Genomic DNA, 13,966 nt, shown 5'->3' on the forward strand with positions numbered 1-13,966 from the left:
GGACCTTCATGGGCGAGATCATCCTGATTCGGCATGGCCAGGCGAATTCGGCAGCGGCGGACGAGGCGTCCTACGACCGGTTGTCGCCGCTCGGCCACCAGCAGAGCCAATGGCTCGGCAACCACATGCGCGAAACCGGCGAGACCTTCGACGCGGTGCTCACCGGCACGCTGCGCCGCCACCGCGAGACCCACACGGCCATGGGAGAGCTCGGCCCCGCCCCCGAGGCGGATCCGCGCCTCAACGAGATGGACTATTTCAACCTCGGCGACGCGCTGCGGCAGCACCGCGGCACGCCGATGCCGCGCAGCGACGAGGAGTTCGCCGCCCACATCACCGAGGTCATGCAGGCCTGGCACGACGCAGAGATCATGGGCAACGAGACCTTCAGCGAGTTCGAGCTTCGCGTCACCGACATCCTGCACGAGGCCGCGCAGCCCGGCCGCCGGGTGCTCTGCGTGACCTCGGGCGGGGTGATCGGCATGATCGTGCGCAGCCTTCTCGGCCTCGACCCGAAGAGCTTCGCGCGGATCCTGATGCCGATCCTCAACAGTTCGGTCCACCGGATCCTCGTGACCGACCACGGCACGATCCTTTCCGGCTTCAACGCCGTGCCGCATCTCGACCGGCCCGACCGCGCCCACGCGCGCACCCATTACTGACGGAGGCAGCATGGCGCATCTCTGGGTCAGGGCCGAGGCGCGGCCGAACGAGCGACGGGTCGGCATCACGCCCGCCGGCGCGGCCGATCTTCTTCGGCGGGGCATCCGGGTGACGGTGGAGGACAGCGCGACCCGCGTGATCCCGGCCGCCGACTACGCCGCCTCCGGCTGCGGGCTGGCCGAGGCCGGAAGCTGGCGGGAGGCGCCGCGCGACGCGCTGATCTTCGGCCTGAAGGAGCTGCCGGAGGACGGCACGCCGCTCGTGCACCGCCACATCATGTTCGGCCACGCCTTCAAGGGACAGCACGCGGGGCAACGGCTGCTCGCGCGCTTCGCGGCGGGGGGCGGGGCGCTCTACGACCTCGAATATCTCGTGGACGAGGCGGGGCGCCGGGTGGCGGCCTTCGGGTACTGGGCGGGCTACGCCGGCGCGGCGGTCAGCCTGAAGGCCTGGGCCGCGCAGGCCCGTGGCGGTCTCTGCCCGCCGGTTGCGCCCCGCGACGACACGGCCGCGCTTCTGGACGAGCTGGGGCAGGACAGGGCGGGCCTCGACGCGCCCTCGGCCATCGTGATCGGCGCGAAGGGGCGCGTCGGCCCGGGCGCGGCCGACCTCTGCGAGGCGATGGGCATCGCGCCCACGCGCTGGGACATGGAGGAAACGGCCCATGGCGGCCCCTTCCCCGAGATCCTCGGGCACACGCTCTTCTTCAACTGCATCCTCGCGCGGCCGGGCACGCCCGTCTTCGTGGGGCCCGACGCGCGCGATACGGGGCGCGAACTGCGGGTGATCGGCGATATCGCCTGCGATCCCGACAGCGACTACAACCCGATCCCGCTTTACGACGCGGCCACGAACTGGGCCGCGCCGGTGGTGCGCGTGCACGACGCGCCGCCGCTCGACGTCATGGCCATCGACAACCTGCCCTCGCTCCTGCCGCGGGAGTCCTCGGAGGACTTCGCGGCGCAGCTCTTGCCCTCGCTCCGGGCGCTCGACAAGCTGGAGAGCGGCGTCTGGGGCCGGGCGCGGGCGGAATTCGACAGGCATGTGAGGGAGGTACAGGCCTGACGATCCACTGGTGCGGAACGGGGCTTTCGGCGGTGCCCGGGCTCAGGCGGCTGATCGAGGCGGGCCACGACGTCCATGTCTGGAACCGCACGGCGGAAAAGGCGCAGGCCGCGGTGGGCGACCTGACCGACCGGATCTCGGCCTTCGACATCGACGCGCTCGCGGCGGCGCTGGAACCGGGCGATGTGGTGGTGTCCATGCTGCCGGGCGACTGGCACGTGCCGCTGGCCGAGCGCGCGATCGCGGCCGGGGCGGGCTTCGTCTCCTCCTCCTACATCTCACCGGAGATGCGCACGCTCGACAGCAAGGCGCGGGCGGCGGGCGTGGCGCTCGTGAACGAGGTCGGGCTCGACCCCGGCATCGACCACCTGATGGCGCATCACCTCGTGGCCGAGTACCGCGCCTCGCCGGCCTTCGAGCCGGAGAACACGCTCTCCTTCCTGTCCTATTGCGGCGGCATCCCGAAGCAGGCCAACGCCTTCCGCTACAAGTTCAGCTGGTCGCCCCTCGGGGTGCTGAAGGCGCTCCGCTCGCCCTCGCGCTCGATCCGCGACTTCAGCGAGCTTCGCGTGACCCGGCCCTGGGACGCGATCCGCCGCTACGACGCGCCGTTGCCGCGCCCCGAGAGCTTCGAGGTCTATCCCAACCGCGACTCGCTGCCCTTCATGGAGGAATACGGCTTCGAGCCGCGCTGGAAGGTGAAGGAATTCGTGCGCGGCACGCTCCGGCTCGAGGGCTGGTCGGACGCCTGGGCCGACATCTTCCGCACGATCGAAACGCTGCCCGAGGGCGAGGAGGGCGAGACGATCCTCCGCGATCTCTCCGAACGGCTCTGGGCCGAGAATGCCTATGACGAGGGCGAGGCCGACAGGGTCGTGCTCTGCGTCTCGCTGCTGGCCGAAAAGGCGGGCGCGCCCGTCTGGCACAAGACCTACGTGATGGATGCCTGGGGCGACGCGCGCGGCACCGCCATGGGCCGTCTGGTCAGCCGGACCGTCGCGCAGGCGGTCGAGTCCGTTCTCGCGCGCGAGATACCGGCGGGCGTTTCCGCCGCGCCTTCGGATCCGCGCCTCGTCGCGCGCTGGCTGGAGGAGATCGACCGGCTGGCCCAGCACCTCGAGGTGGTGGACTTCCTTCGCTGAGGGCGCGCCGCGCCTAGCTGTGCCCGAGAAGATCGTCCTCGTCGTCGGCGAGCGGCAGGCCCAGCGCCTCCATGCCCGCCTCGAGGTGATCGGACAGATGCGGCGTGCCGATGAGGTAGTCGGCGGTGGGCGTCGACGCCTCCGCCTCGGCGGTGCGGACCGCTTCCCCGAGCTCCTCGGCGTCGAAGGCGCCCCGGCCGATCCACATCACCGCCACGAGTTCGTATTTCTCGTCCTCGGGCAGGTTGTCGATGAAGGCGCGCAGCTCGGCCTCGGCCCGCCCGAGCTCGCGGTCCATCAGCACGACCTGCGCGACCTTGCGCGACGAAATGCTCAGCATCCTTTCTCTCCCTCCGGCTGGGCGGCGGCTGCCGCGAAGCCGCTCATGCTATGAGAAGACACGGTAGTAAAGCCAGTCCGGCAGAAAGAGGCTTCCCCGGAACAGAAGCGAGAAGAGCGTGGGAAAGTTCCGCGCGAAGCCGCCCGCGCTCATGTGCTCGAAGATCTCCCGCGCCGCGTGCTCGGGTTCCATCAGGAAGGGCATGTGGAACTCGTTCTTGTCGGTGAGCCGCGTGCGCACGAAACCCGGGTTGACGAGTTGCACCTCGACGCCCGTCTTTCGCAGGTCGCAATGCATGCTTTCGGCCAGCGCCATGACGCCGGCCTTCGAAGCGGCGTAGCCGATGGCGCCGGGCAGACCGCGGAACCCCGAGAGGCTGCCGGTCAGCACGATGTGGCCCCGATCGCGCGCCACCATGGCCGGCAGGACGGCGCCCACCGCGCGCACCGCGCCGGTGAAGTTCACGTCGGCCATGGCCTCGACCTGCTCGGGCTTCCACTCCTGCGACGGCATCGGCCAGTAGACCCCGGCGAGGAACACCATCCCGTCGATCTCTCCGATCTCGGCCGCCGCGCGCTCGAGGCTTTCGCGATCGGTCACGTCCACCGGCACGGCCGAGGCGCGGCCCGGCAGGTCCTCCGCCAGCGCCTCGAGCTTTTCTGCGCTGCGCGCGGACAGGATGCGTTCCACGCCCGCCGCGCTCATCTTGCGCGCGAGCGCCTCACCGAGCCCTTCGCTCGCCCCGATCAGCCAGTAGCGTTTACCAGTCCAGTCCTTCACGCCGTCTCCTTTCCATGAGTAGTCGCCGGTTCCGCCCGAACGGCCCAGCGGCTGTCGACCGCGTCCGCGTCGTTGCCGTCCGCCGCGCGGACCCGCCGGGCCGCAGCGGCTGCGCGCGCCCGGATGCTTGCCGCGGGCGGACGGGTGCTGCCGCGTCGCATGCCCGTCTCGCATTTGTGCCAGCCCGGCTGCGCGTCCACAACATCCACGATGCCGGCGCGGGCGTGTCCGTCCGTGCCGGTCACGGCATTCGGGCGGGCGCTCATCGCCTCACTTCTCGTCGAGGGGCGCGGTGACGAGCAACCCCATGGCCAGGAGTTTCAGCACGCAAGGTATGCCCGCGTAGAGGAAGGTCAGCGTCCAGAGGGCGGTTTCGTCGTTCTCGGTGCCGGCCTCGAAACCCGCGGCCTCGAGCGCGGGCAGAAGCGAGACCGCCGCGATCGCCAGCGTGGCCTTCGACACGAAGGACCACAGCCCGAAGCCCTCCGCCGCCCCGGGCGCGACCACCGCGAGACGGCTCGCGAAGAGCGCGGGCAGCACCACCATGTCGGCGCCGAGCGCCGCGCCGGTGATGACGCAGATGACGGCGAAGGCCGGCCAGTCCCCCGCGCCGAGCCCGAGCGCGAAGATGAAGCCCAGGACCGACAGCGACATCGCGCCAAGAAGCACGCGCCGCGCCCCGTAACGGTCGGCCGCCACGCCCCAGGCGGGCGCCGCCCCGGCCGCGGCCATGAAAAACAGCAGCAGCAACGGCCCCTCGTAGCCCGGCGCCTGAAGGCGGCTTTCGACGAAGAACAGGAAGAGCGTGGATGTCACCGCCACGGGCGTCGCGTTCGCGAGCGCGACAAGCAGCAGCCGGCGCGCGCCCGGGTCAGCCAGCACGGGTCCGAATCCCCCGCCGCCCAGCGCGTCGCCGGCCGGGCCGCGCCATTCGCGCCGCATCGAAAGGCCCGCCGCCAGCGCCAGCGCGGCGAAAACCCAGGCGAAGACCGAGAATCCCAGCACGGCGGGGGCCACCGCCGCCGCGGAAACGCCCAGAAGCGCGCCGGTCTCGCGCCATCGCGCGACACGAAGATGCCCACCCTGTCCGAGGTCGTCCGCCTTGGTCACGCCTTGCGCGTAGAAGGCGATGGTCAGGAAGCTGAACGCGGAGAAGACGAATGTCAGCATCAGCGCGAACCACAGAAGCGGGGCCACCGGCGGCGTCACGCCGAAAAGCCCGACCATCGCCGCGCCGATGATGGCGACGCCTGCCGCGACGGCGATCCGCCGGCGGCCCCGCAGCATCGCGACGAGCCGACCGAGCAGCGGATCCTGCACCACGTCCAGAAGGCGCAGACCGAAGAGCACCGCGCCCAGCGCGGCAAGGCTCACGCCGTATTCGTCCACATAGACCTTCGGCGCGTGGATATAGAGCGGAAGCCCGGCCGCCGCGAGCATCGCGGCGAACAGGCCATAGGCCGGGAGGCGCTGGGTCATCGGGTGATCTCGGCCTCCGGCGGCTCGGGGCGGGAATGGAAGCGTGCGCCCTTCCACCACAGCTTCAGCGCCTGCCAGTGAATGAGCGCGAGCACCCTCCGCGAGCCGAAGGGCCGGCGCAGACCGGTACCGAGAAGCCGGCGGGTGGTCAGCGGGCGACGCGGCCCCGTCAGCGTGGCCAGAAGGCCGCCATCCTCCCGCAGGTAGTCGATCCACACGCCGACACGCTCGCGGGTTATGTCGAAGCGGAAAGTGTAGTCGCCCTCCACCGGCTGGAACGGCGAGACGTGGAAGATCTTGCGCGAGGTCAGCCGGTCCTCGGCCGCGATCGGGCGCAGGTCGTCGTGATGCACGAGATAGGAGTGACGGTCGCCGAAGGTGTTGTTGACCTCCGCGATCACCGCGCAAAGCCGCGCCTCCGCGTCATGGCACAGCCAGAAGCTGACCGGGTTGAAGACGTGGCCCAGTATCCGCGGCTGCGCGAGCAGCAGCACCGGTCCCGGCAGATCGAGCCCGTGGGCGGCAAGCACGTCGCGCACCCAGGCCGCCCCGCGCCCCGCGCCCCGCGCCCCGCCGTGATCCACGTCCCAGAGCGAGACGAGGTTCCGCGCGTTGCGGGAAAAGAGCCGCGGCGCGGCAACCTCCGCCTCCGCGTCGAGCAGAAGGTAATCCACGCCGTAGCGGAACGCGTTGCGGACCTCGCCCTTCCGCCCGTGGAAGGTCTGCCCGGCGATATGCTCGATCCGCGCGGTCACGCCGCCGCGATCCCGGCGTCGCGGGCAAGGATCGTCCGCGCCACGTCATGGGCGCTCGACAGGCCGTCCTCGTGGAACCCGTTCTTGACCCAGGCGCCGCAGAACCATGTGCCGTTGGCGCCCTGGAGTTCGGGCAACCGCGCCTGCGCCTCGAGCGCCGCGGTGTCGTAGACCGGGTGCGCGAAGGTGGTCTCTTCGTGGATGAGCTCCTCGCGGATGGGGCGCGCGTCGTTCAGCGTCACGAAAAGCGGATCGTCCTCGGGGATCGGCTGAAGCGAGTTCATCCAGTAGCTCACCCCGATCCGCCCCTGCGGCCCGCCAGGGTCCTCGGTGTAGTTCCACGACGACCAGGCGAGCCGCCGGCGCGGCATCACGCCGGTGTCGGAATGCAGCACCACGCGGTTGGGCTGGTAGCCGATGCGCCCGACCGTGGCGCGCTCCTCGGCGGTCGGATCCGACAGAAGCCGCATCGCCTGGTCCGAATGGGTGGCGAACACCACTTCGTCGAACCGCTCGGGTGGGCCGCCGGGCACCGCCACCTCCACGCCGCCGGCATCCCGGCGCACGGAACGCACCGCGCAGCACTTGCGGATGTCCACTCCCTGGCCGCCGAGCGCCGCCTCGAGGCGGCGGACATACGCGATCGAGCCGCCGGCCACGGTGTACCACTGGTGCTGTCCGGTGATCCCGAGCAGGTGGTGGTTGCGGAAGAATTCCAGCATCGCGCGGGCCGGGAATTCCAGTATCTGCGCCTTGGGCACCGACCAGATCGCGCCCGAGAAGGGCAGCAGGTAGTAGTCGCGGAACCAGCGGCCCGAGCGCAGCCGGTCGAGCAGGCCGCCCACGGTCAGCCCGGCCTCCTGCGCGGTGTCGTACCCCCGCGCGTTGAAGCGCAGCACGTCGTGGATGAGCCGCCAGTAGCGCGGGTCTGCGAGATTGCGGCGCTGCGCGAAAACCGACCCGAGACTGGAAAGACCGTATTCGAAGCGCCCCCCGTCGATCGAGACGCCGAAGCTCATGCGGCTTTCCGTCACGGGGACGTCGAGCTCGTCGAACAGCCGGGTGAGCAGCGGGTAATTGGCGTTGTTGAAGACGATGAAGCCCATGTCCACCGGCTGGTCGCCGTGCTTGCCCGCGAGCACCGTGCGCGCATGACCGCCCAGCCGCGGCTCCGCCTCGAAGAGCGTCACGCGGTGCGCGTCCGCCAGGTAATGCGCCGCGCCCATGCCGGAAATGCCTCCGCCGATCACGGCGATCCTGCGGGGGGTGGTGGGGGGCTGCTCGAATGGCATGGGGGGCGGACTCCGTCTCTTGGGTTGTCTTGTGCACTTCATTACGGTGATCTTGGCCGGGCCGATGACAAGGAATCTTTCGGCCCGGGTGATCCACCGCTTTCGGCGACCCGTAATAAAGGTATGTTTACGGATGTCGACACACTCGACCACGCATTCACGCCGCCTCCGGCGCCTGTGCTTTCCAGCTTTCCGGGCGGGCGCGCTCATGCAGCGCGGGCCGCGATCGTGACGGGTGCGGGAGACGCCAAGAGCGATGCCGCCTGCGACTGGACCGCGCATGTCCATCGCATCCGGGACACGCGCGATCAGGGCGCCTTCGCCGAGCTTTTCGGACATTTCGCCCCGCGCGTGAAGGCGTTCCTGATCCGGTCGGGCGCGGATGCCGGCCTTGCCGAGGAATGCACGCAGGAAGTGATGGCGACGCTCTGGCAGAAGGCGCACCAGTTCGACCCGGCCCGCGCCAGCGTCGCCACCTGGGTGTTCACGATCGCGCGAAACCGCCGGATCGACGCGCTGCGCCGCCAGCGCCGCCCCGAGCCCGAGGATCTTCCCTGGGGGCCCGAGGCGGACCCCGACCAGGAAGAGGTGGTGACGCTCCAGCAGGAGACGGACCGCCTGGCCGAGGCGCTGCGCGCGCTGCCGGACAAGCAGAGATACCTGATCGAGCGCGCGTATTTCGGGGAACTCAGTCACACCGAGATCGCCGCCGAGACGGGCCTGCCGCTCGGCACCATAAAATCGAGAATTCGCCTGGCGCTGGAGCGCCTGCGCCACGAAATGAAGTGACCATGCCGATGACTGCCAAGATCAAGCATCACCTGAGTCCGCAACTGCTGATGGCTTACGCCGCAGGCGCCCTGCCCGAGGCCTTCGATCTCGTGGTGGCGTCGCACCTGTCCCTGTGCGACGCCTGCCGTGCCGAGGCCGCGAGCTACGAAACCCTGGGTGGCGCCGTGCTCGAAAACGAGGACGCGGTGGCGCTCGACGAGGACAGCCTCGCCGCGACGCTGCGCCTGATCGAGACGGGTCTTCCCGAACCGGCCGAGGCGGCCGTTCCGGCCGCCGCGCCCGGCGAGGCGTTGCCCGCGCCCGTTCGGGTCTATGTCGGCGGGGGGCTCGAAGACGTGCGCTGGCAGAACATCGGCCGCGGCGTAAGGCAGGCCCTCCTGCCGATGACCGGAGAGGCGCGCGCGCGGCTTCTCTACATCCCCGCAGGCATGGCGGTTCCGGATCACGGGAACAGCGGTGCCGAGGTCACGCTCGTCCTGCGCGGCGCATTCAGTGACGAGACCGATCGCTTCGGGCCGGGCGACGTCGAGATCGCCGACGAGAAGCTGCACCACAGCCCCGTCGCCGAAGAGGGCGAGGATTGCATCTGCCTCGCGGTCACCGACGCCCCCTTGCGGTTCTCGGGCCTCGTGCCGCGGCTCGCCCAGCCCTTCCTGCAAATCTGATCCCGGCCGGCGGGCCGCTCACTCCGCCGCGTCGGGGGACGGCGGTCCAGCCGCCGCCTCATCGATCGGGTCGTCGAACTCGAACCGGTCGAGCCGGTGCGCCCGCGCGGCCGCCTTCTCCGCGCTCAGCCTGATCTCGGCGACGTCCCGCGCCGCCTGCCCGAAGTGGCGCTCGAGATTCTCCACGCGCTGCCCGAGCCGGGCCATGTCCGACCCCAGCAGCGACAGTTCCCGGCGGATCCGCGCGGCCTCGGCGCGCAGCCGCGCGTCCTTCAGGACCGCGCGCATGGGATTGAGCGTGGCCATGCAGGTGGTGGGCGACACGATCCAGACATGCGCCGCGAAGCCCTCCCGCACGAGGTCCGGGAAGTTGCCGTGAAGCTCCGCGTAGACGGCCTCGGACGGCAGGAACATCAGCGCGCCGTCGGCCGTTTCACCCTCGACGATGTATTTCTCCGCGATCGTGCGGACATGGGTGCGCACGGCCTGCCGGAACGCTTGCGCCGCGCGCTGCGCCGCCTCGCGCGTTTCCGCGCGCCGCAGCGCCTCGTACGCCTCGAGCGGGAACTTGCTGTCGATGACGATGGGCCCGGGCGGGTGCGGCAGATGCACGAGCGCATCGGGGCGCGCGCCCGAGGCAAGCTTGCCCTGCACCGAATAGCTGTCGCGCGGCAGCGCCTTGGCGAGGATGTCGTAAAGCTGGATCTCGCCGAACGCCCCGCGCGTCTGCTTGTTGGACAGGATGTCCTGCAGGCCGAGCACATCGCCGGAAAGCTGGGCGATCTTCTCCTGCGCGCGGTCGATGGTCTTCAGACGCTCCTGAAGCTCGCCCAGCGAATGGGCGGTGCGCCGCGCGCTGCCCGAGAGGCTCTCGCCGATCCGCTCGTTCACCTGCGCGAGGCGCTCTTCCATCAGGCGCAGCGTCTCCGTCTGCGAGCGGGCCTGCGCCTCGGCGACGTGGGTCAGCCCGCCCGAAAGCCGGTGCTGCCCGTCGCCCAGTTCGCGCACCCGCTGGCCGAGCGCGCCAAGTTGCCGTTGAAGCGGCTCGACCGTCCGCGCCGCCCGGCCCGCGGCGCGCGCGGTCGCAATCAGCAGCCACAGCGCGAGCAGGAGAAGCGCCGCCCCGCCGATGAGCGCGAGGGCGAGGGGATCGTCAAGCGCCACGGCACGGTCGCCGAACGCGATCATCGCCGTCCGAAAAGCCGCTCGATGTCGGCAAGCTTCAACTCGACGTAAGTGGGCCGCCCGTGGTTGCACTGGCCCGAAAGCGGCGTCGCCTCCATCTCGCGCAGCAGGGCGTTCATCTCCTCGGCCCGCATCCGCCGTCCCGCACGGATGGAGCCGTGGCAGGCGGCGCGGCTCAGCACCGAGAGCAGCCGCGTCTCGACCGCCTGGCTTTCGCCCTCGTCGGCCAGTTCGTCGGCCACGTCGCGCACGAGCGCGCGCGCATCCACCGCGCCCAGCGCGGCCGGGGTCGCGCGCACCGCGATGGCGTCGCCGCCGAAAGGCTCGAGCGCCAGCCCGAGACGGGACAGATCCTTCGCCGCGTCCAGAAGGCGCGCCCGGTCCGGGCCGGCCAGCGACACGATCTCGGGAATGAGCAGGGCCTGCGACGCGACATCCGCCTCGGCGAGCTGGCGCTTCAGCCGCTCGTAGACCAGCCGCTCATGCGCCGCGTGCTGATCCACGATCACCACGCCGTCTTCCGTCTGCGCGACGATGTAGGTCTCGTGAAGCTGCGCGCGCGCGGCGCCGAGCGGCAGCCGCTCCGCCGGCGCCGCCTGCGCGGTTGGCGCGTCCTCGGCCACGTCCTGCGGCGCGTCGATCCGCGCGCTCCAGTCGTCCGCCATCTCGGCGAAGCCCGGTGACTGGGCCATGTAGGAGGCGGCCCGCGCCCCGGCGGAGGGCCGGTCCATCTGGTAGCGGGGCGCGGCCGGCGCTTCCGGCCGGGCCGCGCCGAGCGCCGCCCCCGCCACGGTGGTGGACGCCCGGTGCCCGGCCTCGGCCAGCGCATGACGAAGCGCCGAGACGATCAGCCCGCGGGCCACGCCCGGGTCGCGAAAGCGCACCTCCGTCTTGGCGGGATGCACGTTCACGTCCACGAGCCGCGGATCGCAGTCGATGTAAAGCGCGGCCACCGCGTGGCGGTCGCGCGGCAGCACGTCCATGTAGGCGGCACGCAGCGCGCCCACCAGCATCCGGTCGCGCACCGGGCGGCCGTTCACGAAAAGATACTGCGCCACCGCCGCCCCGCGCGAGTAGGTGGGAAGCGCCGCGTAGCCGCGCAGCCGCAGCCCCTCGCGCTCGGCCTCGATGGGAAGCGCGTTTCGCAGGAAATCCTCTCCGAGGACCGATGCAAGCCGCCCGGCAAGCGCGTCAAAAAGATCGCCGGTCTCCGCGTCGGCGCGGAAGCTGACCCGCCCTTCGCCGCCACCCGTCACGTCGCGCAGCGTGAAGCCCACGAAGGGTTTGGCCATGGAGAGGCGGCGCACGGCGTCGGCGATGGCCTGCGCCTCTGCGCGGTCGGTGCGCAGGAACTTCAGCCGCGCGGGCGTCGCACGGAAGAGGTCGCGCAGTTCCACCACCGTGCCGCGGTCGAGCGCGGCGGGCCGCACCGGGCCCATGTCGCCGCCCGTGACGGTCAGCGACGCGGCCTCCGCGCCCTGCGCCCGGCTGGTGAGCGTCAGCCGGCCAACCGCGCCGAGCGAGGCCAGCGCCTCGCCGCGGAACCCGAAGCTGCGGATATCGAGAAGGTCCGACCCGTCGATCTTGGAGGTGGCATGACGCGCCACCGCGAAGGGAAGGTCGTCCGCCGTCATGCCGCAGCCGTCGTCGCGGACACGGATCAGCGTCTTGCCGCCGCCGGCCTGGGCGATCTCGATCCGCCCGGCGCCGGAATCGATCGCGTTCTCCACAAGCTCCTTCACCGCCGAGGCGGGCCGCTCCACGACCTCGCCGGCGGCGATGCGGTTGATGGCGGCCTCGTCGAGCGCACGAATGACCGGGCGCGACGCGGTTATCTTGTGGCTGAACTCGTTCATTCAACAAGACCTAGCACGCCCATGCACGATTCGACCACCCGGCACGGCCGCGTCGCCGCCCTCTGTGCGGCGGCGCGGCGAACCGCTAGTCTTGGGCGCGCGGGGCAGCCTTCGGACCCCGACCGACCATGCAGCCAAGGAGACGTTCATGAAGACCGAGACCGTCGGCGACGCCAAGCTCGAGACCTGGAGCCCCGAGGAGGTGTCCCGCGCCGCCCGGGCAGGCGAGATCGTGCTGATCGACGTGCGCACGCCCCAGGAATACATGTTCGAGCACATCGAGGGCGCGCTTCTGATGCCGCTCGCCTTCTTCGACGCGAAATCCCTGCCCGGCCAGTCCGAGAAGCGGCTCGTGTTCCACTGCGGCTCCGGCGTGCGCTCCGAGAAGACCGCGCGCGCCGCGATCGAGGCGGGTTTCGACCGGATCGCGCACATGGAAGGAGGGTTCGCCGGATGGAAGACCGCGAAACTTCCCTATGTCGGCACGAACATGGCAAGCGGCGCGCCGCAGAAGGTCGAGCCCTGAGCCCCGCATGACCGACGGAAACGAGGAAGGCCCGGGCACGACCATGCCCGGGCCTCTTTTAAGGTTCTCTCGGGATCGGCTCAGGAAGATCCGCCCTTGGAGAACTCGGGGTAGGCCTCCATGCCCAGCTCGGACACGTCCAGGCCGTTGATCTCCGCCTCCTCGTCGACGCGGATGCCGATCACGGCCTTGAGGATCAGCCAGACGATCAGCGACAGGACGAAGGTCGCGCCGATGATGCCGACCATGCCGAGGATCTGCGGGCCGATCGTGGAGGTGCCGGTCAGCACGACCGCGAAGGTGCCCCAGATCCCGGCGAAACCGTGCACCGGGATGGCGCCGACCACGTCGTCGATCTTGAACTTGTCCAGCATCGGGACGGTCAGCACCACGATCACCCCGCCCACGGCGCCGATGATGCCCGCGAGCAGAAGCGAGGGCGCGAGCGGCTCCGCGGTGATCGAGACGAGGCCCGCCAGCGCGCCGTTGAGCACCATGGTCAGGTCGGGCTTGCCGTAGAGCACTTGCGTCAGGATCAGCGCGGTGACGGCGCCCGATGCCGCGGCCATGTTGGTGTTGGAGAAGATGCGGGAGACATCCGCCACGTCGCCGACCGACCCCATGGCGAGCTGCGAGCCGCCGTTGAAGCCGAACCAGCCGAGCCACAGGATGAACATCCCGAGCGTCGCCAGCGCCAGGTTGGAGCCCGGCATCGGGTGCACCTTGCCGTCCTTGTCGTACTTGCCCTTGCGCGGGCCGAGCACGATTGCGCCGGCAAGCGCCGCGGCCGCGCCGCAGGCATGCACGACGGTCGAGCCGGCAAAGTCGGAGAACCCGGCCTCGGACAGCCAGCCGCCGCCCCACTGCCAGGACGCCGTGAGCGGGTAGATGAAGCCCGTCAGGACGATCGTGAAGATCAGGAACGGCCAGAGCTTGATCCGCTCGGCGAGCGCGCCCGAGACGATCGAAGCGGTCGCCGCGCAGAACATCAGCTGGAAGATGTAGTCCGATCCGGTCGAGGCGTAGGAGGCATCATCGGCGTCCGCGAGCGTCACGCCCACGGGCTCGAGCACCGCCCAGGCCGGGAAGAGGCCCGAGAACCAGCCCTCGATCGCCCAGTCGCCCAGCGGATACATCAGGTTGTAGCCGATCAGCCAGTAGAAGATCGCCGCGAGCGAGAAGAGCCCGACGTTCTTCGTCATCTGCATTGTCACGTTCTTAGAGCGGACGAGCCCGCCCTCGAGCATGGCGAAGCCGGCGGCCATGAAGAACACCAGGAAGCCGCCGATCAGGAACAGCAGCGAGTTCATGATCCAGACGAATTCGTCCGTCGCCAGCGGCGCCGGCGCCTCGTCCTGCGCCATGGCGAGCGCGGGCAGCGCCGCCAGCACGCCGGCCAGGGCAAGAGTTCTCGTGAGTTTCATAG

14 protein-coding genes are annotated in these 13,966 nt (G+C 70.5%); 6 read left to right on the top strand and 8 right to left on the bottom strand.

Translation table 11 applies throughout. The features are described 5' to 3' along the window. Positions 1 to 8 precede the first annotated feature (8 nt). The 3 genes from AB6A65_RS15195 to AB6A65_RS15205 are packed head-to-tail and all read left to right on the top strand — an operon-like array spanning position 9 to position 2,870. Positions 9 to 662 (top strand): histidine phosphatase family protein, encoded by a 654-nt coding sequence (locus AB6A65_RS15195; protein WP_371039247.1) that lies wholly within the window; start codon positions 9 to 11, stop codon positions 660 to 662. 10 nt (positions 663 to 672) lie between these two features. Further along, on the top strand, positions 673 to 1,728 hold the full coding sequence (locus AB6A65_RS15200; protein ID WP_371039248.1) for a saccharopine dehydrogenase: 1,056 nt from the start codon (positions 673 to 675) through the stop codon (positions 1,726 to 1,728). Continuing rightward, positions 1,725 to 2,870 carry a saccharopine dehydrogenase family protein gene (locus AB6A65_RS15205; protein ID WP_371039297.1) on the top strand — a complete coding sequence of 382 codons (1,146 nt, stop codon included), beginning with the start codon at positions 1,725 to 1,727 and terminating at the stop codon, positions 2,868 to 2,870. Before AB6A65_RS15200 ends, AB6A65_RS15205 begins: the two co-directional genes overlap by 4 nt. Positions 2,871 to 2,883: 13 nt before the next feature. Here the strand turns inward: AB6A65_RS15205 and AB6A65_RS15210 are convergent, their stop codons facing one another. The 5 genes from AB6A65_RS15210 to AB6A65_RS15230 all read right to left on the bottom strand — a co-directional run bounded on the left by AB6A65_RS15210 (position 2,884) and on the right by AB6A65_RS15230 (position 7,516). Continuing rightward, on the bottom strand, positions 2,884 to 3,210 hold the full coding sequence (locus tag AB6A65_RS15210; protein WP_371039249.1) for a DUF3775 domain-containing protein: 327 nt from the start codon (positions 3,208 to 3,210) through the stop codon (positions 2,884 to 2,886). A 48-nt stretch (positions 3,211 to 3,258) separates the two neighbouring features. Beyond that, entirely contained in the window at positions 3,259 to 3,990 is a 732-nt protein-coding gene (locus AB6A65_RS15215) for an SDR family NAD(P)-dependent oxidoreductase (protein ID WP_371039250.1), read from the bottom strand. 270 nt (positions 3,991 to 4,260) lie between these two features. Next, positions 4,261 to 5,469, bottom strand: coding sequence for an MFS transporter (locus AB6A65_RS15220; protein WP_371039251.1), 1,209 nt, complete (start codon positions 5,467 to 5,469; stop codon positions 4,261 to 4,263). Continuing rightward, the gene (locus AB6A65_RS15225; protein ID WP_371039252.1) at positions 5,466 to 6,224 is read right to left on the bottom strand and encodes a DUF1365 domain-containing protein; all 759 of its coding nucleotides are present in this window, start codon (positions 6,222 to 6,224) and stop codon (positions 5,466 to 5,468) included. Before AB6A65_RS15225 ends, AB6A65_RS15220 begins: the two co-directional genes overlap by 4 nt. Continuing rightward, the gene (locus tag AB6A65_RS15230; protein WP_371039253.1) at positions 6,221 to 7,516 is read right to left on the bottom strand and encodes an NAD(P)/FAD-dependent oxidoreductase; all 1,296 of its coding nucleotides are present in this window, start codon (positions 7,514 to 7,516) and stop codon (positions 6,221 to 6,223) included. Before AB6A65_RS15230 ends, AB6A65_RS15225 begins: the two co-directional genes overlap by 4 nt. Before the next feature lie 228 nt (positions 7,517 to 7,744). Between AB6A65_RS15230 and AB6A65_RS15235 the strand changes: the two genes are divergently transcribed. Together AB6A65_RS15235 and AB6A65_RS15240 are read left to right on the top strand one after the other, a co-directional pair. Continuing rightward, positions 7,745 to 8,305: a sigma-70 family RNA polymerase sigma factor gene (locus AB6A65_RS15235; protein ID WP_371039254.1), complete on the top strand. Its 561-nt coding sequence runs from the start codon at positions 7,745 to 7,747 to the stop codon at positions 8,303 to 8,305. 8 nt (positions 8,306 to 8,313) lie between these two features. Beyond that, positions 8,314 to 8,973: a ChrR family anti-sigma-E factor gene (locus AB6A65_RS15240; protein ID WP_371039298.1), complete on the top strand. Its 660-nt coding sequence runs from the start codon at positions 8,314 to 8,316 to the stop codon at positions 8,971 to 8,973. A gap of 18 nt (positions 8,974 to 8,991) precedes the next feature. On the opposite strand, the gene AB6A65_RS15245 is transcribed toward AB6A65_RS15240, so the two are convergent. Next, the gene (locus AB6A65_RS15245; RefSeq protein WP_371039255.1) at positions 8,992 to 10,161 is read right to left on the bottom strand and encodes a DNA recombination protein RmuC; all 1,170 of its coding nucleotides are present in this window, start codon (positions 10,159 to 10,161) and stop codon (positions 8,992 to 8,994) included. Next, positions 10,158 to 12,014, bottom strand: a complete 1,857-nt coding sequence (gene mutL, locus AB6A65_RS15250) for a DNA mismatch repair endonuclease MutL (protein ID WP_371039256.1) — start codon at positions 12,012 to 12,014, stop codon at positions 10,158 to 10,160. Before mutL ends, AB6A65_RS15245 begins: the two co-directional genes overlap by 4 nt. A 148-nt stretch (positions 12,015 to 12,162) precedes the next feature. On the opposite strand from mutL, the gene AB6A65_RS15255 reads away from it, so the two are divergent. Continuing rightward, positions 12,163 to 12,540 (top strand): rhodanese-like domain-containing protein, encoded by a 378-nt coding sequence (locus AB6A65_RS15255; RefSeq protein WP_371039257.1) that lies wholly within the window; start codon positions 12,163 to 12,165, stop codon positions 12,538 to 12,540. A gap of 80 nt (positions 12,541 to 12,620) precedes the next feature. On the opposite strand, the gene AB6A65_RS15260 is transcribed toward AB6A65_RS15255, so the two are convergent. Beyond that, on the bottom strand, positions 12,621 to 13,964 hold the full coding sequence (locus tag AB6A65_RS15260) for an ammonium transporter (RefSeq protein WP_371039258.1): 1,344 nt from the start codon (positions 13,962 to 13,964) through the stop codon (positions 12,621 to 12,623). Positions 13,965 to 13,966: the final 2 nt, after the last annotated feature.

Origin of the sequence: Rhodosalinus sp. FB01 (assembly GCF_041365715.1) — a bacterium.
Lineage (GTDB): Bacteria > Pseudomonadota > Alphaproteobacteria > Rhodobacterales > Rhodobacteraceae > Rhodosalinus.